Below are 22,661 nucleotides of genomic sequence, written 5' to 3'. Positions count from 1 at the left end.
ATGGCGAACGCTACACACGGTCGTAACCGCCCGCCTGCGTACTCTTGGGCCGATCGACGGGGGGAGAAGCCGTGGACTGGGAAATCGAACGCCATGACTGGGCCCCCGCCCGGCTGCCCGAGTCGATGCGGTCCCACTACGCCGGTGTTCCCGCCGCCATCCGCGAACTGGTCCACGCACCGGATCGCGCGACGGCGAACCGGCTGGTGTTCCGCATCGACAACGTCGTGGTGATCCAGGGCAACGCCCAGCCCGGCGCGGCGCAGGCCTGCGCCTGCCTGGTGAGCGGGCTGGTGTCGGCGACACCCGCGGGCCGCACGGTGATCCTGGAACTGCTCTTCCAGATCGGCGGCGGCGCGGCGGGCCCACTCGGCAAGCTCCCGGGGCTCTACGCCGACATCCGGGCCGAGGTCGTCCGCGGGTTCCCCCTGTACGCGGAGTACCTGGAAACCGGCAGCCGCGCCGATCGGTTCCACTGCATCGACCTGCTGTGGGTCTGCGCCGTGATCGACCCGACGCTGACGCCGCGCGTGCGCTACCTCTACTCGCGGGTCTCAGCCCTCGGCGAGGACTACCGGCGGGCCGCCGAGGCCAAGCTTCCGCCGACGCCAAGCACAAGGGCCGCCCCGACGATCGAGGCGGCCCTGGCGAAACGCAGAAGTCAGCGGTCGGCGACCGGCAGGTAGTCGCGCTCCGTCTGTCCGATGTAGACCTGACGCGGGCGGCCGATCTTGGTGGCCGGGTCGTTCATCATCTCGCGCCAGTGCGCGATCCAGCCCGGGAGCCTGCCCAGGGCGAACAGCACCGTGAAGAACTTCGTCGGGAAGCCCATCGCCCGGTAGATCAGACCCGTGTAGAAGTCCACGTTCGGGTAGAGCTTGCGGGAGACGAAGTACTCGTCCGACAGCGCGTGCTCCTCAAGCTGCTTCGCGATGTCGAGCAGCGAGTCGTCGCCGCCGAGCTTGTTGAGGATGTCGTCGGCGGTCTTCTTGATGATCGCGGCGCGCGGGTCGTAGTTCTTGTAGACCCGGTGGCCGAAGCCCATGAGCTTGACGCCGTCTTCTTTGTTCTTGACCTTGTTGACGAACGCCTGGACGTCGCCGCCGCCGTCGCGGATGCCTTCGAGCATCTCCAGCACCGCGCTGTTCGCGCCGCCGTGCAGGGGTCCGAAGAGTGCGTTTATTCCGGCGGAGATGCTCGCGAAGAGGTTCGCCTCCGACGAGCCGACCAGCCGCACCGTGGAGGTGGAGCAGTTCTGCTCGTGGTCGGCGTGCAGGATGAACAGCAGGTCGAGCGCGCGTACGAGGTCGGGGTCGACGTCGTAGTTCTCGGCCGGGAAGCCGAAGGTCATCCGCAGGAAGTTCTCCACCAGGCCAAGGGAGTTGTCCGGGTAGAGGAACGGCTGGCCGACCGACTTCTTGTAGGCGTACGCCGCGATCGTCGGCAGCTTGGCCAGCAGCCGGATCGTGGAGATCTCGACCTGGTTCGGGTCGAACGGGTTGAGGCTGTCCTGGTAGAACGTCGACAGCGCCGACACCGCCGACGACAGCACCGGCATGGGGTGCGCGTCGCGGGGGAAGCCGTCGAAGAACCGCTTCAGGTCCTCGTGCAGCAGGGTGTGCCTGCTGATCTTGTGGGTGAAGTCGTCGAGTTCGGCCGCCGTGGGCAGCTCGCCGTAGATCAGCAGGTAGCTGACCTCGAGGAACGACGACTTCTCGGCCAGCTGCTCGATCGGGTACCCGCGGTAGCGCAGGATGCCCGCGTCGCCGTCGATGTAGGTGATCGCCGACGAGCACGCCGCGGTGTTCACGAAGCCGGGGTCGAGGGTCACCAGACCGGTCTTGGCCAGCAACTTGCCCAGGTCGACACCTGAGGTGCCGTCAGTGGCGGGAACGACCGCCATCTCGTGCTCGCCACCCGGGTAGCGGAAGGCGGCGGTCTGCTCGGTGCCGGTGGGCGCTGCGGTCCCGTCGGGCATGGACGTACCTCTCACACTCGGTAGCGGGGCGCCGGTACGGCCGAGCCGGTGTGGCCGTTCGGGTGCGCGACCAGCGGCGAACCACCGCGCCACAGCACCGCCCCATTGGGGTCCTGAGCCCCCTACGCTAGTGGTCCACGCGCCCTACGGACACCCGTGGACGGGACCCACGGCGTCCGTTGGGACACGTATCACAGACTCGATCGTCCTGAGTCCAGGCCACCGAGCACCAGATCCGCCAGCGCGGCGAACGCCTCGGCGTCGGATACCTCGGCCCGGGCCCCGAGGACGCCGGTCTGGATCCCCTCGATCAGCCACCCGACCATCTCGCCGACGAGCCGGGCGTGGACGTCGCGGAAGAGCCCCTCGGCGACACCCTCCTGGATGAACGCGCGGATGCGGGCGGCGGCGGCCTGGGCGTTGCGCTCGTAGACCCGCCGGGTGGAGGGGAACGCGGCGACGTCGGCGACGAACTTCGCGGTCGCGCGGCTCATCTCCGCGCCCGCGCCGACCAGGTAGCGCACCACCCGGTCGCGGGCGTCCCGCGCTTCCGCGACGTCCTTCTCGATGCGCTCGGTGGCGCCGCGGAAGAAGTGGCCGACGACCTTGCGGGCGAGTTGCTCCTTGCTCGGCGCGAGCGCGTACAGCGTCGACTTCGAGCAGTGCAGGCGCGCGGCGAAGTCGTCCAGGGTGGACTCGGCGAAGCCCTCGCGCAGGAACAGGTCCAGCAGTTCCTCTAGCAGGGCGGCCTGCCGGGCGGTGGGCGCGCGCCGGGTCATGCGTGCAGCGTATCGACAGTGGCCGGACCGGAACAGTACTCTGAGGCGTCCGTCAGTACAGGTCTTAGTACCGGAGGTCCCGCATGCCCGCCGAGCGTCTGCTGCCCAACACCGAGGCGGAAGACCTCCTGAAGCTGACCCGCGAGATCGCGCGCGACGAACTCGCGCCGCTGGCGAGCCAGTACGAGGAAGAGGAGCGGTTCCCGCGCGAGCAGTTCAAGCTGCTCGGCCGCAGCGGCCTGCTCGGCCTCCCGTACGCGGAGAAGTGGGGCGGCGCGGCCCTGTCCTACGAGGTCTACCTGCAGGTCCTCGAGGAGATCGCCGCGGCCTGGATGTCGGTCGGCGTCGGCCTCTCGGTGCACACCATGTCCTGCTTCGCGCTGGCCGAGTACGGCAGCGATGAGCAGCGCGAACGCTTCCTGCCGGACATGCTCGGCGGCGACCTGCTCGGCGCGTACGCCCTCTCGGAGACCCACGCGGGTTCGGACGCGGCGGCGCTGTCCACGAAGGCGGTCCGCGACGGCGACCAGTACGTGGTCAACGGCACCAAGGCGTGGATCACCCACGCCGGTCACGCCGACTTTTACACGACCATGGTCCGTACCTCCGACGACGGCGGAAAGGGCATCAGCTGCCTCCTGGTCGACGCCGACACGCCGGGCCTGTCCGCCGCCGCGCCGGAACGCAAGATGGGCCTCACCGGCTCCACCACGGCCCAGATGATCTTCGACGGCGCCCGGGTCGACGCCGACCGGCTCCTCGGCGCCGAGGGGCAGGGCTTCAAGATCGCCCTCGTCGCCCTCAACTCCGGCCGCCTCGGCATCGCCGCCTGCGCGGTGGGCCTGGCCCAGGCCGCGCTGGACGAGGCCGTCGCCTACGCCAGGCAGCGGGTCCAGTTCGGCAAGGCGATCATGGACTTCCAGGGCGTCGAGTTCCTGCTCGCCGACATGGCCGCCGCCGTCGAGTCGGCCCGGGCGACCTATTTGGAGGCTGCCCGCAGGCGCGACCGCGGGCTGCCGTTCCTGCGGCAGGCCTCGATCGCGAAGCTGGTGGCCACGGACGCCGCGATGAAGGTCACAACCGACGCGGTCCAGGTCCTGGGTGGTGCGGGCTACACGCGCGATTTCCCTGTCGAGCGGTACATGCGCGAGGCCAAGGTCCCGCAGATTTTTGAGGGAACGAACCAAATACAGCGAATGGTGATCGCGCGACAACTGCGCGTGAGCTGAGTGTGGTCGAATATCCGCGCCGCCGTCAGACTTACGTTCGCCGGGTATCGGACGATCTCACCGGTATACGGAAGTCTGTCCCTAGACGTGGGGGTTCGATGAGCTTTCCGACACTGGCGGAGCACGTGGTGGAGATCCTGGCGCAAAGAGCCAGGATGACCATCGACGCCCCGCACCACCGCGCGGCGGACACGCTGTTCGACGCGGTGATCGGCAGGCTGCGGCGGACCGGGACGGCGGGCACGTTCGACCTGTTCGCCGCCGAGCCGAACGCCCCCGCCCGGCGCAGGCCGCTGGTCGGCGTGCTCAACCACCAGTTCCGCGACGACCCGCAGTTCCGCGACATGATCGCCGGGATGGTCCAGGCGACGAACATCGCGCCGCCCGCGGGCTCGGAGCCCGCGGGCGCGCCGTCCGGGTTCAACGGCAAGCGGATCGCGATCATCGCCGTCTCGGTGCTCGCGGCCGCCGGGTTGATCATCGGCGGCCGCGCCGCGTACCTCGAACTGACCGAGGAGCCCGAACCGGACGGCAACACGTCCTGCCGCGACTTCTTCGCCCTGCACCCGGACAAGCAGCGCGCGCTGCTGGAACACGTCTACCGCCAGCGCAACGAGCCGCTGCGCGAGCACGACCCGTACATCGTCGCGAGCGTGCTCTACGGCTGCGGCCAGAACCCCGAGCGCACCGTCCTCCAGGTCGTCAACTCGTCGGCATAGCCTCCGTGTAGAAGGCGTTCTTCGTGACGCCGAGCCCGGTGGTCTCGTCGAAGTGGTAGACCTCGCGGCCCTCGATGAACACGCGCATCGCCCGGCTCATCACGTCGAGCGGGTCGCCGGACCAGATCACGATGTCGGCGTCGAGACCGGGCTTGAGCGCGCCCACGCGGTCGCCGAGGTCGAGCATCTCCGCCGGGTTCACGGTGATCGAGCGGATCGCCTCGACCGGGTCGAGACCTTCCTTCACCGCGAAGGTCGCCTGGTGCACCAGGAAGTTGATGGGCACGACCGGCGCGTCGGTGGTCAGCGCGATCCGCACGCCCGCGCGGGCCAGGATGCCGGGGTTGCGGAAGTCGCGCCTGCGGACCTCCACTTTGGACCGGCCGACGATCAGCGGCCCGGTCACCACCGGGATGTCCCGCTCGGCGAGCAGGTCGGCCAGCAGGTGCGCCTCGGTCCCGTGGTTGATCACCAGCCGGTAGCCGAACTCGTCGGCGAGCCGGATCGCGGTGGCGATGTCGTCGGCCCGGTGCGAGTGCTGGCACCACGGCACGTCGCCGTCGAGCACCGCGACCAGCGCCTCGTTGGTGAGGTCGCGGTCGAACGGCTTGCCCTCGCCCGCCGCGTGTTCCTTGCGCGCCTTGTAGTCCTGCGCCTTCGTCAGCGCCTCGCGGATGATCGCGGCGACGCCGAGCCGGGTCGACGGCATGACCTTCTTGTCGCCGTAGACGCGCTTCGGGTTCTCGCCGAGCGCGCTCTTCATGCTCACCGGGTCCCGCAGCAGCATGTCCTCGACGGTGCGGCCCCAGGCCTTCACCGCGACCGTGTGCCCGCCGATCACGTTGCCGGAACCCGGTTTCACCACCAGCGTGGTGACCCCGCCGGACAGCGCGTCGCGGAAGCCCTCGTCGTCGGGGTTGATGGCGTCGATGGCGCGGACCTTCGCGGTGACCGGGTCGGTCATCTCGTTGGTGTCCTGCCCCGCCCAGCCCTCGCCCTCCTCGTAGACGCCGACATGGGCGTGCGCCTCGACGAATCCCGGCAGCACCCACGATCCGGTGGCGTCGACGATCTCCGCGCCCTCGGGCACTTCGACGTCCGCGCCGACGGCGACGATCTTGCCGTTGTCGATCAGGACCGTTCCGCCGTCGATGGGCTCGCCATCCACTGGGACCACATAGCCATTGGTTACCGCGATAGTCACAGGCTCGACCTTAGTGGTCGAAGACCCCACGACGCCGACCACGTTTCGCGCGGCCGGACCTCCAGCAGATCGGTGCCGGAGTTGAGCGCGTCCGGGGGGCACGTCATCGGCTCGATCGCGACGGCGCGGCCGGATTCCTTGCCGGGGAACGAATCCGGCGTGTACACCTGCACCCAGCCGAACACCGGGTCCGCCCAGAGCTCCACGCCGCCGTCCGGTCCGCGCAGCGAGTGGCGGACCAGGCCGTCGAGTCCGGGGACGCAGCCGCCGAACGCGTCGTCGAGGGTGGTGCCGCGCAACGGCTTGCCGTCGGCGAACGAGTCGTCCGGGACGGCCGGGCCGGTGGGCACCATGCGCTCCGGGTCGAGCGGGAGGTGCGTGGTGGCGGCGAGCGTCAGGACGCAGTCGTCGGCGTCGGACCGCCCCGGCCGCGGGTAGGGGTGGGCGCCGACGCCGAAGGGCATCGGCAGGTCGGCCAGATTGTGGACGGTGTGGGTGACCGCGAGGCCCTCGATGTCGAGCGCGTAGGTGACCGTGGTGCGGAACCGGAACGGCCAGCCGGGACGCTCGCCGACGGTCAGCTCGAGCGTGACCGATGAGTCCTCCTCCACAGTGGCGGCCCAGGTTTCCTTGCGCACCAAGCCATGGCTGGCGTTGCCGCGCGCGGGTTCGGTGACTTCGAGGTGTTGCGGCTCGCCGCGGTAGGTCCACTCCGCACCCGCGGTGCGGTTCGGCCACGGGATCAGGACCGCGCCCGATCCCATCGGCGCGGACTCGTCCTCGGGGAAGGTCTCCAGATAGGACACGCCGTCGACCTCGAAGACGCGCAGGGTCGCGCCGGTGGCGGTGATGACGGCCCGGGCTCCGGCATACGTGATCTCGTACTCATCGGCCATGCGTCAGGAGCCTACGCGGGCTCGACATTACTAGACCGGTCTGTATAGTACGGCGCATGGGCAGGCGCACCGACACTCGCGAACGGACGCTGCGGACCGCGGCGACCCTGTTCCGCACCCAGGGCTACCACGGCACGGGCCTCAACCAGGTCCTCGCCGAAGGCGGCCTCCCCAAGGGCTCGCTCTACTTCCACTTCCCCGGCGGCAAAGAGCAGCTCGCCGCCGAAGCGGTCGCGCTCGCGGCGGGCGAGCTGTGCGACTGGGTCTCCGCGACCCTCGACGGCGCCGCCGACCCGGTGGCAGGCCTCGACGCGGTGATCCAGGGGCTCGCCGAGCATCTCGTCGCCTCCGACTTCAGCCGTGGCTGTCCTATCGGGACGGTCGCGCCGGATGGTGGCGACGTCGTGCGGGAAGCCTGCGTGTCCGCGTTCGCCTCCTGGCAGGGCGTGGTGCGCGACTTCCTCGCGGCACACGACATCCCCGACGCCGAAAACGTCGCGACCACGCTGCTCGCCGCCCTGGAGGGCGCGCAGCTGCTGGCCCGCACCCGCCGCGACACCGCACCCCTTTATGCGGTCGGCACGACCATGCGAACACTGTTGAAAGGACGCTGAACGTGCGCGTACACCACCTGAACTGCGGTTCGATGCGCCCGCCGGGCGGCAAGCTGCTCGACGGGGAGCCCGGCCTGTTCCGCATGGCGAACATGGTCTGCCATGTGCTGCTCATCGAGAGCGAGCAGGGCCTGGTCCTGGTCGACACCGGCTTCGGCGAGACCGACCTGGCGCGGCTGCCGGGCTCACTCCCCCGCGAGTTCGTGCACCTGGTCCGTCCGCTGGCCGACCCGTCGACGTCGGCGATCCGGCAGGTGGAGGCGTTGGGCCACAAGGCATCCGACGTCCGGCACATCATCCTGACGCATATGGACCTCGACCACGCGGGCGGCCTGCGCGACTTCCAGAGCGCGACCGTCCACGTGTATGAGCCCGAGCACACGGTCGCGACCGCCCAGGCGACCGTGCGCGAGCGGCAGCGGTTCCGCGCCGCGCAGTGGGCCCACGGCCCGAAGTGGGAGCTCTACCAGGCAGGTGGCGGCGACGAGTGGTTCGGCATGCGCGCGGTCCGCGGCCTGGTCGGGCTGCCCGAGGACTTCCTGCTGGTGCCACTGGAAGGCCACACGCGCGGCCATGTCGGCGTCGCGGTCGACACCGGCTCGGGCTGGCTGCTGCACGCGGGCGACGCGTACTTCAACCGGGGCGAGATCGACCCGGTGAACCCGAACTGCCCGCCGCTGATGAGCGCGTTCGAGAAGATCATGCAGGTGGACGGCAAGGCGCGGGTCGCGAACCAGGCCCGGCTGCGGGACCTGGTCCGCGACCACGGCGACGAGGTCACCGTGTTCTCCGCGCACGACGCCGTCGAACTGCGCCGCCTGACCGGCTCAGTCGTCTGACACGCGGGACCGGAACAGCAACTGGTTGACGCCCCACAGCACGACCCCGATCGCCAGCAGGATCGCGGCGATGCCGTACTCCCTGGCGGGCCTGCCCGACAGCGGGCTCGCCAGGAAGGCGCAGGTGACCGCGCCGATCACCGGGACGATCGTCGGCGCGCGGAAGTGCTTGTGCGCCACCGGGTCCTTGCGAAGCACGAGCACGGCCACGTTGACCACGGTGAACACCAGCAGCAGCAACAGCGACGTCGTCCCGCCGAGCAGGGTGATGTCGACCGATGCCACCAGGCCCACCGCGATCAGGCTGGTGAACAGGATCGACACCCACGGCGTGCGGCGGAACGGGTGCACGGTCCCGAACGCGCGCGGGATGATCCGCTCGTTGGCCATGCCGTAGACGAGTCGGCTCGCCATCAGCATGTTGATCAGCGCCGAGTTGATGACCGCCAGCAGGCCGATCAGCGCGAACACCCACAGCGGGAAGTCCGGCGCCCCGGCCGAGACGACCCGCAGCAGCGCGTCGCTCTTCGCCGCCGACAACTCGTTGGCGGGCAGCAGGAGCGAGGACGTGAGGGCGACCAGCACGTAGATCGTGGCCGCGACACCCATGCCGATCAGCATCGCCTTGGGGAAGATGCGGACGGGTTCGCGGCACTCCTCGGCCATGTTGACCGAATCCTCGAAGCCGACCATCGCGAAGAACGCCAGCGCCGTGGCGGAGGCGACCGCGATGAACGGGGTCTGGTTGGCGGTGTCGATCTCCAGCAGGCGGCTGGGCTCGCCCTGGCCTTGGGTGATCGCGTAGAAGCCGATCACGATCACGATCAGCAGGCCGGACAGCTCGATCATCGTCAGGACCACGTTGGCCCACAGCGATTCCGCGACACCGCGGAAGTTGACCGCGGCCAGCAGCAGGATGAACCCGATCGCGATCCACACGGTCGGGATGGTGAGCGAGTCGCCCATCAGCTTGCGCAGGTAGGTGTTGCCGAACGCCTGCGCGGCCGACGCCGCGGAGGTGATGCCCGACGACATCACGGCGAACGCGACCATGAACGTCAGGAACTGGATCTTGAACGCGCGGTGCGTGTAGAGCGCCGCACCGGCCGCGCGCGGGTACTTGCCGACCAGTTCCAAGTAGCTGAACGCGGTCAGGAAGGCGACGAGGAACGCGATCAGGAACGGCAGCCACAGGGCACCGCCGACCTTGCCCGCGACCGTCCCGGTGAGCGCGTACACGCCCGTGCCGATGATGTCGCCGACCACGAACAACAGCAGCAGCCCGGGTCCGATGACCCGCTTGAGTTCGGGTTGTGCCTGGCCCCCGGACTCGACGATGATCGATTTCGGTTGGTCAACCATGCACTAGAGACTGTCCCACCGACTACCGTCGCACAAGGTCAAACACTGACCGCCCGCGGTTCGAACCGGTAGCGCCAGAATTTCGGGACCGCGACGACGGTGGCGATCGTCAACACCACCACCAGGACCCCGCCGATCGTGGCCGCCGCGGCCGTGCCCAGAGCGGCGCCGCCCCAGCCGTGCAGGACGTCGGCGATGCGCGGTCCACCCGCGACCACGACGGTGAACACGCCCTGCATCCGGCCGCGCATCTCGTCGGTGGCCTCGGTTTGCAGCATGGAACTGCGGTGCACCGCGCTGATCAGGTCGGCGCCGCCGCCGATCGCCAGGAAGACGACCGCGAGCCAGAGCGCGGTGGTCAGTCCGAAGCCGACCATCGCCAGCCCCCACACGATGATGGAGATGGTGATCACCGCACCCTGCCGGGGCATCCGGGCGAACCACCCGGAGAAGATGCCGAAGAGCGCGGAGCCGATGGGGATGGCGGCGTAGAGCCAGCCCAGCGCGAGCCCGCCACCGGGCGGGTCGCCGAAGGTGCGCTCGGCCATCTCCGGGAACAGGGCTCGGGGCATCCCGGCGACCATCGCGATGATGTCGACCAGGAAGGAGACGAGCAGGATGTTGCGGCCGCGCAGGTAGCGGAAGCCGTCGGCGATGTCGGTCAGGCCCGCTTTGCGGGATGAGCCCTCCCCCGGCGGCAGCTTGGGCAGCAGGGTCACCATCCACAGCGCGAGCACCAGCGCGACGGTGTCCACCAGGTACAAAGTGGACAAACCGAGCAGCGGAATCAGCGCGCCGGCGGCGAGCGGGCCGAACACCATGCCGAAGGTGAAGGTGGTGAAGCCGAGCGCGTTCGCCTGCGGGATCAGCTCCTCCGGCACCAGTCGAGCGATGGCGGCACTGCGGGTGGGCATGTTGACCGCGACGAAGGCTTGTTGGAGTCCGAGCAGGGCGAGCACGGTCCACACCGACCCCAGCGACACGAACGCTTGGAGCCACAGCAGGCCGGAGGTCACCGCGACCCCGATGTTGGTGACGATCATGACGGTCCGCCGGTCATGCGCGTCCGCGATCGCCCCACCCCAGAGGCCGAAGACGAGGAGCGGAACCAAGCCGACCGCCCCCGCGATGCCGACCCACGCGGACGAGCCGGTGAGGTCGTACACCTGCTTGGGCACGGCCACGGCGGTGAGCTGGCTGCCCACGGCGGTGACGGCGGTGGAGACCCAGAGCCTGCGGTACCCCTTGATCTTCAGCGGCCGCACGTCGATGAGGGCCTTGCCGAACATCGTGCGGAATCGAGATCGAGGCTCGGCGTCGAGGGTCACTTCGTTAGCCTAGGACAACTATCGCCCACTTCTCGCGTGATTTTCACCAACCGCGAGCCGGACGGGTGGGTTACGGGCCGAGGCGCTGTACTCGCCAGCCGTCGCGGGTGAGTTGGAAGCGGAGGCGGTCGTGCATGCGGTCCTGCCTGCCCTGCCAGAACTCGACGACCTCCGGCTGGATCCGCCAACCACCCCAATGGGGTGGCACCGGCACGGTCTCGGCGTCGGCGAACCGGCGCTCGACGTTGGCCAGCGCGGACTCCAGGGCGGGACGACCGTTGACGACGATCGACTGCGGCGACGCCCAGGCCCCGAGCTGCGAGCCGCGCGGGCGCTTGGCCCAGTACTCGGCGGTCTCGGCGGCCGACACCTTCTCGACCGTGCCGCGGATGCTGACCTGCCGGTGCATCGCGAACCACGGGAAGGTCGCCGACGCGTACCGGGTCGCCATCAGGTCGTGGCTCTTCGCAGAGGTGTAGTTGGTGAAGAACACCAGGCCACGCTCGTCGAGGCCCTTGGCCAGGACGGCGCGCGACGACGGCATTCCCTCGGCGTTGGCGGTCGCCAGGACCATGGCGTTCGGCTCGGCGACACCCGCCTGGCGGGCCGCGTCGAGCCAGCGCTGCAGCTGCTCGTGCCAAGTGGTCGCCAAGTCGGCTTCGGTGAGCGCACCTTGTTCGTAGGCCACCCGCATGGTCGGCAGTGCCAAGGTGATGTCGCCGTCCGCCATCCGTATCTCCTCCGCCAACCCGTGAGAACCCGCCGACAAGGGACGTTACGGGTAATCGAGGTGAACGGAAACCGCCCGCCCGGTGACAGCTGCCACGCCGATCGGACGATCGTGGGCACCCGTGTTACAGGGTGTTGAAGGTCAACAAGCTTAATCGATCCACTGGATCGTGACCGAAGACACCGCCGTGAACGATTGCTAACCGGGTGGTATGAGGAGCAAGGTTTGCCCAGCCGTGCAGTGGTGCTCGGCGACGGCGACCTGTCTTGACGCCGCTGCCGCTGCGCGAATCCGTCGGGGACATGGCGCGAAAGGCGAGACAATGCACAACGCGGTGCAGGACATCGATAAGACACTTGCGGCGGCGGTGGAGCCGGACGACGGTTTCCGCCCCGGGCTCGAAGGCGTCATCGCCTTCCGGACCGAGATCGCGGAACCGGACCGCGACGGTGGCGCCCTGCGCTACCGGGGCGTCGACATCGAAGACCTTGTCGGCCACGTGACCTTCGGCAACGTGTGGGCTCTGCTGGTCGACGGCCGTTTCGGGCCGGGCCTGCCGCCCGCCGAGCCGTTCCCGCTGCCCGTGCACTCCGGCGACGTCCGGGTCGATGTGCAGGCCGGTCTCGCCATGCTCGCCCCGATCTGGGGCTACCAGCCGCTGCTCGACATCTCCGACGACGAAGCGCGCGACCAGCTCGCCCGCGCGTCGGTCATGGCGCTGTCGTATGTGGCGCAGTCCGCGCGCGGCATCCACCAGCCCGCGGTCCCGCAGAAGCGCATCGACGAGTGCAACTCGATCACCGAGCGCTTCATGACCCGCTGGCGCGGCGAGCCCGACCCCAAGCACGTCCAGGCGGTCGACGCCTACTGGGTCTCCGGCGCCGAGCACGGCCTCAACGCGTCGACCTTCACCGCCCGCGTCATCGCCTCCACCGGCGCGGATGTGGCGGCTTCGCTGTCGGGTGCGATCGGCGCCATGTCCGGCCCGCTGCACGGTGGTGCCCCGGCCCGCGTGCTGCCGATGCTCGAAGAGGTCGAGAAGACCGGCGACGCCCGCAAGTTCGTCAAGGGCATCCTCGACCGCAAGGAGCGGTTGATGGGCTTCGGCCACCGGGTCTACCGGGCCGAGGACCCGCGCGCCCGCGTGCTGCGCCGCACCTGCAAGGAACTGGGTGCCGAGCGCTACGACGTGGCCGTGGCCCTGGAGCAGGCCGCCCTGGCGGAACTGCGTGAGCGCCGCCCGGACCGCGCGATCGAGACGAACGTCGAGTTCTGGGCCGCTGTGATTCTGGACTTCGCCGAGGTCCCGCCGCACATGATGCCCGCGATGTTCACGTGTGCCCGCACGGCGGGTTGGTGCGCGCACATCATGGAGCAGAAGCGCACGGGCAAACTGGTCCGCCCGGCCGCGAAGTACATCGGCCCGGCCCCGCGCAAGCCGGAAGAGGTCGACGGCTGGGACAACATCGCCCACCTGTGATCCTGTTTCACCCCCGGAGATCGCTCATCCGTTCGTGGAGTTTGCGGTGACACCACGCCGCTGATCACATTGGCGGATGAGCGATCGCCTTCCGGCGCGAATGCGTGCCCTGGGGACGGAACTGGCTGCCCTCCGCGTGCGTGCGGGGTTGACCACCCGACAAGCCGCCACCCGAATCGGCATCTCCAGCGCGAGCCTGAACCGAATCGAGAACGCGAAGCGTTCGGCCTCGGTGGCAGACGTGTCGGCCATGCTGGCGATCTACGGCGTGGTGGGCAAAGAGCGCAAGCGGATCATGGCTTTGGTCGAGGCAGTGACCGCGCCCGGTTGGCTGGAGACCGACCACCAGCTCAAGGAGCTGGTGACCGCACTGGCCAGGTTCGAAGGCCAAGCCACCTCGATCTGCCATTTCGCCCCGGCGAACATTCCTGGCCTGCTTCAAACACCCGCATACGCCGAAGCGATCATCGGCGACGCGCGCCCCGACGACATGCGGAAGCACTTGGCCGAGCGCCTGGATCGGCAACAGGTGCTCACCAAACGCACCGCACCGTCCTATGTCGCGATCCTCGATGAGGGAGCGCTTCGGCGGCCGATGGGCGGCTCATTCGTGATGGCGCAACAGATCCACTGGCTGATCGACCGGGCGAAGCTCCCCAATGTCGAGGTCCGCGTGATCCCGTTCAAGTACGGCGGCTACAGCAGCCCGGGCGACTTCCTCACCCTGAGCTTCCGCGATGCCCCGACCCTTGTCTATGTCGAGCACAGTGGTGCATCCGGCTTTCTCGACAACCCCAGCGGCAGCCGCCGGCTGCAAGACAAGGCGGTTAAGCTGGCAAAGATCGCCTTGGATTCCACCGATTCGGTGAACTTCCTGACCAGGATGGCGGCCGATCACGAACGGGGCTGAAACGCATGCACGCAGAGTGGCGGAAATCCAGCTTCAGCAGCGGCGACGGCGCGGCCTGCGTCGAGGTGGCCTACTCGACCGAGGTCCACCTACGCGACTCCAAGGCCCCCGAGGCGGGCACCCTGCACCTCCCCGCCTCTTCCTGGGCCTCACTCCTGGCGGAAATATCCGCACCTCCATCAGCAATATAGAGCGCGCCTCATTCATTTATTGACATCTTCCGATAACACTATTGCCACACCCCCATCACACCCCTAGCGTCCGAGGAACTGACGACTGGGAATGGGGAACAATGGCGAGACCTATTTACCGACGCTTACTCACGGCCGCCCTTGGTATCGCACTGGTGGCTGCGGGCTCCACTTCGGCGTCGGCCGAGCCGATCCAGCTCGTGACGAACCACACCTGCACCTACCCACTGATCGATGCCCAGCCTGCCCAGGTCATCCGCGCCACCGACTTGCCCGAGCAGGTCACCCAGGCCCGACACTTGGACCGCACGCCTATGCAGTCGCGGCTTCGACTGGGCCACCATGTCGCAGAGATGATGCGGCTTGCCCGGGCGACCAGCATCAAAGTAACCATGGTTTCCCACATCTGGATCCAACCGGTCGTCGGCCCCGCCAGACCTTTGGAAGCCGAATCCGCCACCGATTGGATATCGCTACCGCCAACACCGGGCGACGAATTTGAATTGGTCTTCAACGACTACATCGCGCCGCTTGACTTTCCCGATGTGGGCGAGGTGACGATCAAGGTCCATGACGTCCTTCTCGACCTCACCCTTCGCCGGAGCGACGGCTCGATTGTCATCGCCCAGGAAGTCCAGTGCGTGCAGGATCCCGGCCAGAACAACTTGCTGGCCACCATCCGGGTCGCCCCGCCCGCCGCACCCGCGAACCTGCGCACCACCGACGTGGGCCTCGACACCGTCGAACTCGCCTGGGACTCCACCGGACAGCCCGCCTACGAGGTCTTCCGCGACGGCGAACTGGCCGCCACCGTGCCCGGCACCACCGTGCGCGTCTCCGGCCTGCGACCGGACACCGACTACGTCTTCACCGTCCGCTCGCCCCAATCCCTATTCAGCGCACCGCTTTCGGTCCACACCCGCCCCCGCGTGACTCACCACGACTGGAACCTCGCGGGCACCGCCACCCTGAAAGCCGCCCACACCTCGGTCGCCCTCCACGGCACGCTCGGGGTCGATCATGACGTGCTGACCGGCAACTTCACCGCCGACCTCAAGCTCGACCCGACCACCGCCACGATGACCCTCAACGGCCTGTTCCCCGCGACCGCCCGGGTCAGCTTCACCCCCGTCGGCAAGGTGACCGGCACGTTCCGAACCGCGCATGCCGACGTCGGAATCACGCTGTCGGACCTGACCCTCTTCGGCTTCCCCATCCCGGTCGCGCCGTGCCGCACCACCACCCCGGCCGCCCTGGAAATGTCCAGCGTCAACCTCAAGCTGGCGGGCGCCTTCACCATCGCGCCGTTCACCGGCTGCGCCCCGCTCACCAGCGTGATCACTTCGAACGTCTCTGGCCCCGATAACACGGTCGAACTCCGACTGAGCTGACCCGCGCCGGACCCCGTGTCATCCGATCGGTTGACACGGGGTTCAGTGCTTCGGGCGTCCCTGGGCACCCCGCTCCCGGGAAACGATCGAGTCATGAACGCGATCGAAGTCCGCGGCTTACGCAAGGACTACGGCGACAACACCGCCGTGGCCGGAATCGACCTCCATGTCACCAAGGGTGAAATCTTCGCCCTCCTCGGCCCCAACGGCGCGGGCAAGACCACCACCGTCGAAATCCTCGAAGGCCACCGCCACCGCACCAGCGGCGAAGCCACCGTCCTCGGCGAAGACCCGGGCAAAGCGGGCCGACACTGGCGTTCCCGCATCGGCATCGTCCTTCAGACAGCGACCGACAGCGCCGAGTTGACCGTCGCCGAGACCGTCAAGCACTACGCCGGTTACTACCCGAGTCCCCGGTCTATCACCGATGTCCTCGATGTCTGCGGCCTTACCGAGAAAGCAGGCGCGCGCATCAGGTCGTTGTCCGGCGGCCAACGCAGGCGCTTGGACGTCGCTCTAGGGATCGTCGGCAATCCCGAGCTGCTCTTCCTCGACGAGCCCACCACCGGGTTCGACCCGCAGGCCCGCCGCCAGTTCTGGGACCTCGTCCGCACCCTGGCCGCCGACGGCACGACCATCCTGCTCACCACCCACTACCTCGACGAGGCCGAAGCCCTCGCGAGCCGTCTGGCGGTGATCGCGGACGGGCGCATCGTCGCCGAGGGGACGCCCGCGACGCTCGGCGGGCGCGAGACGGCGCTCGCCACCGTCACCTGGACCGACCACACCGGCGCGCACGAACTCCGGACCGATGACCCGACCGGCGCCGTCGTCGCGCTGGCCGGGCGGGAGATCAGCGGGCTGCGGGTGCACCAGCCGACGCTGGAAGACGTCTATCTCGACCTGATCGGAGCGAAGGCATGAGCACCGGAACACTTCCCGGAACCGCGATCCTCGGCCTGTCGAGGGGTCAGGCCGAGCTCCGCATGTTCTTCCGCGCCAAGGAAGCCGTGATCTTCACCTTCGCCTTCCCCGCCTTCCTGCTGGTCCTGCTCGGCTCGATCTTCAACAAGACCGACCCGGGCCTGACCGTGCCGATGAGCCAGGTCTTCGCCGCCAGCATGATCGCCTACGGCATCCTCTCCACGGCCTTCCTGACCACCGGCGTCGGCATCGCGATCGACCGCGAGGACGGCACGCTCAAACGCCTGCGCGGCACACCGGTCACCGCTACCGCGTACTTCGTCGGCAAGATCGTCCTGGTCGCGGTGGCGACGCTGGCCGAGGTGGTCCTGCTGCTCGCTGTCGGCGTGCTGCTCTTTGACCTGTCGTTGCCCACCGACCCGGCGCGCTGGCTGACGCTGGCCTGGCTCCTCGCGCTGTCTGTCCTGAGTTGCACGCTGCTGGGCATCGCCGCCAGTTCGCTCGCGAAGTCCGGCAAGAGCGCGCCCGCGGTGCTGAACCTGCCGGTGATCGCGCTGCAGTTCATCTCCGGGATCTTCGTGCACATCTCGGTGCTGCCCGGCCCGATGGTGACCGTCGCGTCGTTCTTCCCGGTCAAGTGGATGGGCCAGGGCTTCCGCTCGGTGTTCCTGCCGGACAGCATGATGGTCGGGGAGGTGGCGGGCTCATGGGAGCACGGCATGACAGCGCTGGTCCTGGGCGCGTGGTGCGCGATCGGTCTCGTGCTGTGCCTGCTGACGTTCCGGTGGAGCGAGCGGCGAGCCGGATGACCCAGGTCTGGGACCGGTCGCGGTGGATCTGGGACGTGTACTTCGCGATCGGCTACGCCGCGGTCGTGGTCATCGTCGTGACCGGCACCCAGCCCGCCGACCGGCAGGCGGGGGGTCTGATCGCCCTGACCGCCCTCGTCGCCTGGTACGCCCTGTACGGCCGCCGGGTCATCCTCACCGACGACAACCCGCGCGGCACGGTGTTCGTCGCGGGGCTGGCGGCCCTGTTCTTCACCGCCGTCGCGTTCACCCCTGCGAGTACCTACGCGCTGTTCATGATCTGCCCGATGGTGTTCATGACCTTCCGGCTGCGAATCTCCGCGCCGCTCGTCGCACTGTTCAACGTCCTGCCGCCGATCTTCTCGGCGGTCTTCGCCGGCATTTCCTTCGACGCGCACGACTTCGGTCTGGCGTTCTTCGGCCTGGCGTTCTCCCTGCTCATCGGCACCTACATCCACCGTATCGTGGGGCAGAGCGAGGAGCGCGCCGTGCTGATCACCAAGTTGGAGAGCAGCCGCGCGGAGGTGTCCCGGCTGTCCCACGAAGCCGGGGTGAACGCCGAGCGGGCCCGGCTGGCCGGCGAGATCCACGACACCCTCGCCCAGGGCTTCACCAGCATCATCACCCTGGTGCAGGCCGCGGAGTCCGAGGTGGAGTCCGAGAAGGCACGGCGGCTGCTCGACCTGGCGGCACGGACCGCGCGGGAGAACCTCGCCGAGGCGCGCGCCCTGGTCGCGGCTCTGGCGCCCTCCGCGCTGTCCGGCGGGTCGCTCGCCGACGCCTTGGGCAGGCAGGTCGAGCGGCTGCGCGCCGAGACCGGGGTCGACGCGCGGTTCCACGCCGAGGGCGCCGCGCCGCTGCCGACCGGTGTCGAAGTCCTGCTGCTGCGCGCGGCGCAGGAGGCGCTGGCCAACGTCCGCAAGCACGCGGCAGCGTCCACCGTGGACGTCAGCCTCACCCAGACCGACCAAGGAGTCACCTTGCGCGTCACCGACGACGGTGTGGGCTTCGATCCGGGCGCCCAGACCGGCGGGTTCGGGCTGCGCGGCATGCGCGCGCGGGCAGAGCAGGCGGCCGCGACAGTGACGGTTCGGTCCGCGCCGGGCGCGGGGACCACGGTGACGGTGGAGGTGCTCGGATGATCACGGTGCTGCTGGTCGACGACCACCCCGTCGTGCGCGCTGGGCTGCGCGGGATGCTCGAAGCCGAGCCCGACCTGACCGTCGTCGGCGAGGCGGGATCGGGTGAGGAAGCGGTGGCCGTGGCCCGCGCGCTGCGCCCGCAGGTGATCCTGATGGACCTGCGGATGCCGGGTCTCGACGGCGCGGGCGCGACCGCGAAGATCGTCGCCGAGGGCGGGTCGGCAGTGGTGGTGCTCACTACCTACGAAACGGATACGGATATTTTGCGCGCGGTCGAGGCGGGCGCGTCCGGATATCTGCTGAAAGACGCCTCCACCGCGGAATTGGCCGACGCCGTGCGGGCGGCCAGCCGAGGTGAGACGGTGCTCGCGCCCTCGGTGGCCGGGAAGCTCGTCCGCAGCGTCCGCACCCCCGCCAAGCAGGCACTTTCCGCCCGGGAGCGGGAGGTTCTCACGCTGGTCGGGCAGGGCATGACCAATGCCGACGTCGGCCGGGCGTTACACATTAGCGAGGCGACTGTAAAGACCCATTTGGTCCGATCGTTCGATAAACTTGGTGTGTCGGATCGGACCGCTGCGGTAACAAAGGCCATCTCCATGGGGTTATTGGGTTGATTTATGACCCACAATTCATTCCATGCTGCAGCAGACAACCGACTTCGCCCTGCTCCGCCGGATCGCGACGGCGCAGGCGGAGAGCCGCGCTCCCTCCCTGGTCGCGGCGGTCGTCCGCGACGGCGTCGTGGTCTGGACGGGGGCCCGGGGCAAGGTCGACGGCCAGGCGCCGACCAACGACACCCAGTACCGGATCGGGTCGATCACCAAGACGTTCATCGCGGTCCTGGTCATGCGGCTGCGCGACGAGGGCCTGCTCGACCTCAACGACCCGCTCGACAAGCACCTGCAGGGCACCTCGTTCGGCGAGGTCACCATCGCGCAGCTGCTCTCGCACACCGCGGGCCTGACCTCGGAGTCGCCCGGCCAGTGGTGGGAGCGCGCCGTCGGCGACGACTGGACGGCCCTGCAGAACAGCCTCACCCAGAACGCGCTGCGCCACCGCTCCGGCGCGCGGTTCCACTACACGAACGTCGGCTACGGCGTCCTCGGTGAACTGGTCGCGCGCGTGCGCGGAACCAGCTGGCTCAAGGCGCTCGAGACCGAGATCCTCGCTCCCCTCGGCATGACCCGCACCACCCCGCAGCCGGAGGCGCCCGCCGCGCTCGGCTGGGCGGTGCACCCCTTCGCCGACGTCCTGCTCAACGAGCCCACCCCGGACGCGGGCGCCATGGCCCCGGCCGGGCAGCTGTGGTCGACGGTGCACGACCTGGCCCGCTGGGTCCGCTTCATCGGCGGCGACACCGGCGACGTGCTGCACCCCGACACCGTCGCGGAGATGCGCACACCGGTCCACGTGGACGACAACGACGCCTGGACCATGGGCTACGGCCTCGGCTTCGAGGCGATGCGCATCGGCGGTCGCCGCCTGTCGGGTCACAGCGGTTCCATGCCCGGCTTCCTGGCGAGCGCGCTCATCGACTGGCGCACGGGCACGGGCGCGCTGACCATGGCCAACTCGACCGGGGGCGTGCCGGTCGTCGCCCTGTCGCACGACCTGATCAACCTGGTCGAGGAGCTGGAGCCCGCGCTGCCCGTCGAGTGGGAGCCGATGGCCGAGGCCGACCCGGAGCTGCTGAGCCTGACCGGCCTGTGGCACTGGGGCCCGACCCCGTACCTGCTGCGGCTGCTGCCCGAGGGCTGGCTGCGGCTGGCCCCGGTCTCCGGCGTCGGCAGGCAGTCCCGCTTCCGCCCGGAGGGCCGCGACACCTGGACCGGCCTCGACGGCTACTACGCGGGCGAGACCCTGGTTCTGCACCGCGACGCCGACGGCGCCCCCAGCCACTTCGACCTGGCCACCTTCGTGTTCACCCGGGAGCCGTACGGCACCCCGGACGCCATCCCCGGCGGCGTCGACGAGACCGGCTGGCGCACCCGCGAGTAGCCGGCAAGTTTTTGGCAACAAGTGATCGACATCCTCGGCGTGGGGCTCGGAACACCGGGCCCGGCGCCGGGGCCATGACCGCCCCGGAGTCGTTTCCGGGGAGGGAGAACACCTTGTTGTCCACACGTCTCAAGGCTTTCGGGGTCGCAGTGGCCGCGGGGGCAAGCCTGCTCACGACACTCGTCATCGCCACACCGGCGAGCGCGGCCCCGCCGCCCGCCGAGTCCGTCACCACCGCCACCGCGGCGGGCACGATCGTCGGCATGCAGAACTGCGACGGCCGGTGGGAGGAGTTCACGATCGCCCCCGCCGGAGACCTCATCCACCGGTACCAGGTGAGCCCCGGGGGCGGGTGGTCGTCCTGGTCCAGCTTGGGCGGATGGCTGATGTACAGCGTCGACGTCGCGCGGAACACCAACTGCACGCTCGAGGTGTTCGGCATCGGCGGCGGCGACCAGATGTACCACATCTGGCAGCAGGCAGGCGGACCTGGCGGCTGGAGCGGCTGGCATGGCCTCGGGGGCCGCCTGATCACCGCTCCCAACGCCGACATCTTGTGGGACGGGCGCATCGAGGTCTGTGCCTGGGGGCCGGACTACATCTATCACTGCAGGGCGCAGACCGCGCCGTCCTCCGGCCCGTGGACCGACTGGTACTAGGCGGCGACGGTGCGCCCCGCGTCCACGGTGGACGCGGGGCGCACCTCGTCCGACCAGCGCCTTTCCCGCCTGCCGGTCATCGGTGTGGCGGGCCTGAGCGGTCGTGCGAGACTGGGGTCAGCCCGTCACCGTCGCCGGGGTCCCCACAGTCGTCGCAGTACCGAAAGGCGCCGAAGAGATGACCCAGACCGCCGACCCGAGCACGCTGGTGCTGCCCGCAGAGCTGCTGCCCTCCGACGGCCGCTTCGGCTGCGGACCCTCGAAGGTCCGCCCGGAGCAGGTGGCCGCGCTGGCCACCGAGGGCGCCAAGCTGCTCGGCACCTCCCACCGGCAGAAGCCGGTCAAGTCGCTGGTCGGGCGGGTCCGCAGCGGCCTGCGTGAGCTGTTCTCGCTGCCCGAGGGCTACGAGGTCGTGCTGGGCAACGGCGGCGCCACCGCGTTCTGGGACGCGGCCGCGTTCGGCCTGGTCCGTGAGCGTTCGCAGCACTTCACCAATGGCGAGTTCTCGTCGAAGTTCGCCGCCGTGACCAAGGGCGCGCCGTTCCTGGGCGAGCCGGTCGTGGTCAAGGCCGAGCCGGGCACCGCGCCCGAGATCGCCTACGCCGAGGGCACCGACCTGGTCGGCTGGGCGCACAACGAGACCTCCACCGGCGTGCAGATGCCGGTCGTGCGTCCCGCGGGTTCCGGTGACGCACTGGTCGCCATCGACGCCACCTCCGGCGCGGGTGGCCTGCCGGTCAAGGCCGAGGACTTCGACGTCTACTACTTCGCCCCGCAGAAGTCGTTCGCCTCCGACGGCGGCCTGTGGCTGGCGCTGATGAGCCCGGCCGCGCTGGCCCGGGTCGCGGAGATCGGCGCGTCGGACCGCTGGATCCCCGAGTTCCTGTCGCTCACCACCGCTGTCGACAACTCGGTCAAAGACCAGACCTACAACACCCCGGCCATCTCGACGCTGTTCCTGCTGGCCGAGCAGATCGACTGGATGCTGGGCAACGGCGGCCTCGAGTGGACCGTCGCGCGCACCAAGGACTCGTCGAGCAGGCTGTACAGCTGGGCCGAGAAGGGCGAGTTCACCACGCCGTTCGTCGCCGACCCGGCGCACCGCTCGCAGGTCGTCGGCACGATCGACTTCACCGACGCGGTCGACGCCGCCCAGGTGGCGAAGGTCCTGCGCGCCAACGGCATCGTCGACGTCGAGCCGTACCGCAAGCTCGGCCGCAACCAGCTGCGCGTGGCGATGTTCCCGGCGATCGAACCGGACGACGTCAGCCTGCTCACCGGCGCGATCGACTGGGTCGTAGAGCGCCTCGGGTAACTCCAGATACGCGAACGGGTGAACGATCACAACCTTGGTGCATCGCACGTTCGAATACGGCAAGATCATTCGGGATATCCCTTGGGTAACGGCGCGCCTAGTTCGTCAAGGCGACTCGCCGATCTACCGTGGGACGCTGGCGAGTGAAGTCTGCTCAGATCGTA

At 69.1% G+C, this 22,661-nt stretch carries 23 protein-coding genes; 16 read left to right on the top strand and 7 right to left on the bottom strand.

All coding sequences use genetic code 11. From position 1 onward, the window contains the following. The first annotated feature begins 71 nt into the window (after positions 1–71). Positions 72–686, top strand: a complete 615-nt coding sequence (locus C8E96_RS11060; protein ID WP_091379146.1) for a hypothetical protein — start codon at positions 72–74, stop codon at positions 684–686. Here the strand turns inward: C8E96_RS11060 and C8E96_RS11055 are convergent. Continuing rightward, the gene (locus tag C8E96_RS11055) at positions 662–1,978 is read right to left on the bottom strand and encodes a citrate synthase (RefSeq protein WP_091379149.1); all 1,317 of its coding nucleotides are present in this window, start codon (positions 1,976–1,978) and stop codon (positions 662–664) included. The genes C8E96_RS11060 and C8E96_RS11055 overlap by 25 nt on opposite strands. A gap of 191 nt (positions 1,979–2,169) precedes the next feature. After that, a complete protein-coding gene (locus tag C8E96_RS11050) occupies positions 2,170–2,757 on the bottom strand; it encodes a TetR/AcrR family transcriptional regulator (protein ID WP_091379155.1) in 588 nt (195 codons plus the stop codon). 83 nt (positions 2,758–2,840) lie between these two features. On the opposite strand from C8E96_RS11050, the gene C8E96_RS11045 reads away from it, so the two are divergent. Next, positions 2,841–3,986: an acyl-CoA dehydrogenase family protein gene (locus C8E96_RS11045; RefSeq protein ID WP_091379162.1), complete on the top strand. Its 1,146-nt coding sequence runs from the start codon at positions 2,841–2,843 to the stop codon at positions 3,984–3,986. Positions 3,987–4,084: 98 nt separating this feature from the next. Then, on the top strand, positions 4,085–4,705 hold the full coding sequence (locus tag C8E96_RS11040; RefSeq protein ID WP_091574868.1) for a hypothetical protein: 621 nt from the start codon (positions 4,085–4,087) through the stop codon (positions 4,703–4,705). On the opposite strand, the gene C8E96_RS11035 is transcribed toward C8E96_RS11040, so the two are convergent. After that, positions 4,689–5,909, bottom strand: coding sequence for an amidohydrolase (locus C8E96_RS11035; RefSeq protein WP_091379174.1), 1,221 nt, complete (start codon positions 5,907–5,909; stop codon positions 4,689–4,691). The two genes, C8E96_RS11040 and C8E96_RS11035, sit on opposite strands and share 17 nt — an antisense overlap. After that, positions 5,906–6,805: an aldose 1-epimerase family protein gene (locus C8E96_RS11030; RefSeq protein ID WP_091379178.1), complete on the bottom strand. Its 900-nt coding sequence runs from the start codon at positions 6,803–6,805 to the stop codon at positions 5,906–5,908. Before C8E96_RS11030 ends, C8E96_RS11035 begins: the two co-directional genes overlap by 4 nt. A 56-nt stretch (positions 6,806–6,861) precedes the next feature. On the opposite strand from C8E96_RS11030, the gene C8E96_RS11025 reads away from it, so the two are divergent. Then, positions 6,862–7,419: a TetR/AcrR family transcriptional regulator gene (locus tag C8E96_RS11025; RefSeq protein WP_091379183.1), complete on the top strand. Its 558-nt coding sequence runs from the start codon at positions 6,862–6,864 to the stop codon at positions 7,417–7,419. Positions 7,420–7,421: 2 nt separating this feature from the next. Continuing rightward, on the top strand, positions 7,422–8,258 hold the full coding sequence (locus C8E96_RS11020; protein WP_091379187.1) for an MBL fold metallo-hydrolase: 837 nt from the start codon (positions 7,422–7,424) through the stop codon (positions 8,256–8,258). Here the strand turns inward: C8E96_RS11020 and C8E96_RS11015 are convergent. The 3 genes from C8E96_RS11015 to pdxH form a co-directional block, all read right to left on the bottom strand. Beyond that, positions 8,247–9,620, bottom strand: coding sequence for an APC family permease (locus tag C8E96_RS11015; protein WP_091379190.1), 1,374 nt, complete (start codon positions 9,618–9,620; stop codon positions 8,247–8,249). The genes C8E96_RS11020 and C8E96_RS11015 overlap by 12 nt on opposite strands. Positions 9,621–9,658: 38 nt before the next feature. Continuing rightward, the gene (locus tag C8E96_RS11010) at positions 9,659–10,909 is read right to left on the bottom strand and encodes an MFS transporter (RefSeq protein ID WP_091379193.1); all 1,251 of its coding nucleotides are present in this window, start codon (positions 10,907–10,909) and stop codon (positions 9,659–9,661) included. A gap of 109 nt (positions 10,910–11,018) precedes the next feature. Continuing rightward, positions 11,019–11,678 carry a pyridoxamine 5'-phosphate oxidase gene (gene pdxH, locus C8E96_RS11005; protein ID WP_091379198.1) on the bottom strand — a complete coding sequence of 220 codons (660 nt, stop codon included), beginning with the start codon at positions 11,676–11,678 and terminating at the stop codon, positions 11,019–11,021. 322 nt (positions 11,679–12,000) lie between these two features. On the opposite strand from pdxH, the gene C8E96_RS11000 reads away from it, so the two are divergent. The 11 genes from C8E96_RS11000 (at position 12,001) to serC (ending at position 22,497) form a co-directional block, all read left to right on the top strand. Next, positions 12,001–13,158, top strand: coding sequence for a citrate synthase 2 (locus tag C8E96_RS11000; RefSeq protein ID WP_091379201.1), 1,158 nt, complete (start codon positions 12,001–12,003; stop codon positions 13,156–13,158). A gap of 76 nt (positions 13,159–13,234) precedes the next feature. Next, entirely contained in the window at positions 13,235–14,068 is an 834-nt protein-coding gene (locus tag C8E96_RS10995) for a helix-turn-helix domain-containing protein (RefSeq protein WP_091379204.1), read from the top strand. A gap of 5 nt (positions 14,069–14,073) precedes the next feature. Next, positions 14,074–14,259 carry a DUF397 domain-containing protein gene (locus C8E96_RS10990; protein ID WP_091379208.1) on the top strand — a complete coding sequence of 62 codons (186 nt, stop codon included), beginning with the start codon at positions 14,074–14,076 and terminating at the stop codon, positions 14,257–14,259. A 155-nt stretch (positions 14,260–14,414) separates the two neighbouring features. Then, complete coding sequence (locus C8E96_RS10985) at positions 14,415–15,650, top strand: DUF6801 domain-containing protein (protein WP_091379213.1); 1,236 nt, start codon at positions 14,415–14,417, stop codon at positions 15,648–15,650. Between the two features lie 93 nt (positions 15,651–15,743). Then, the gene (locus C8E96_RS10980) at positions 15,744–16,574 is read left to right on the top strand and encodes an ABC transporter ATP-binding protein (protein ID WP_091379216.1); all 831 of its coding nucleotides are present in this window, start codon (positions 15,744–15,746) and stop codon (positions 16,572–16,574) included. Continuing rightward, a complete protein-coding gene (locus C8E96_RS10975) occupies positions 16,571–17,383 on the top strand; it encodes an ABC transporter permease (protein WP_091379219.1) in 813 nt (270 codons plus the stop codon). Before C8E96_RS10980 ends, C8E96_RS10975 begins: the two co-directional genes overlap by 4 nt. Then, the gene (locus C8E96_RS10970; RefSeq protein WP_091379222.1) at positions 17,380–18,525 is read left to right on the top strand and encodes a sensor histidine kinase; all 1,146 of its coding nucleotides are present in this window, start codon (positions 17,380–17,382) and stop codon (positions 18,523–18,525) included. Before C8E96_RS10975 ends, C8E96_RS10970 begins: the two co-directional genes overlap by 4 nt. Then, positions 18,522–19,139: a response regulator gene (locus C8E96_RS10965; RefSeq protein WP_091379225.1), complete on the top strand. Its 618-nt coding sequence runs from the start codon at positions 18,522–18,524 to the stop codon at positions 19,137–19,139. Before C8E96_RS10970 ends, C8E96_RS10965 begins: the two co-directional genes overlap by 4 nt. Positions 19,140–19,161: 22 nt before the next feature. Continuing rightward, complete coding sequence (locus C8E96_RS10960) at positions 19,162–20,523, top strand: serine hydrolase domain-containing protein (protein WP_166657948.1); 1,362 nt, start codon at positions 19,162–19,164, stop codon at positions 20,521–20,523. Between the two features lie 113 nt (positions 20,524–20,636). Next, positions 20,637–21,182 carry a hypothetical protein gene (locus C8E96_RS10955; protein ID WP_133794342.1) on the top strand — a complete coding sequence of 182 codons (546 nt, stop codon included), beginning with the start codon at positions 20,637–20,639 and terminating at the stop codon, positions 21,180–21,182. Positions 21,183–21,360: 178 nt separating this feature from the next. Continuing rightward, entirely contained in the window at positions 21,361–22,497 is a 1,137-nt protein-coding gene (serC, locus tag C8E96_RS10950; RefSeq protein WP_091379231.1) for a phosphoserine transaminase, read from the top strand. Positions 22,498–22,661 lie beyond the last annotated feature (164 nt).

This window comes from Actinokineospora alba (assembly GCF_004362515.1).
Classification (GTDB): Bacteria; Actinomycetota; Actinomycetes; order Mycobacteriales; family Pseudonocardiaceae; genus Actinokineospora; species Actinokineospora alba.
Note: the sequence above shows the minus strand (reverse complement) of the source record. Positions and strands in the feature narration are given on the sequence as shown.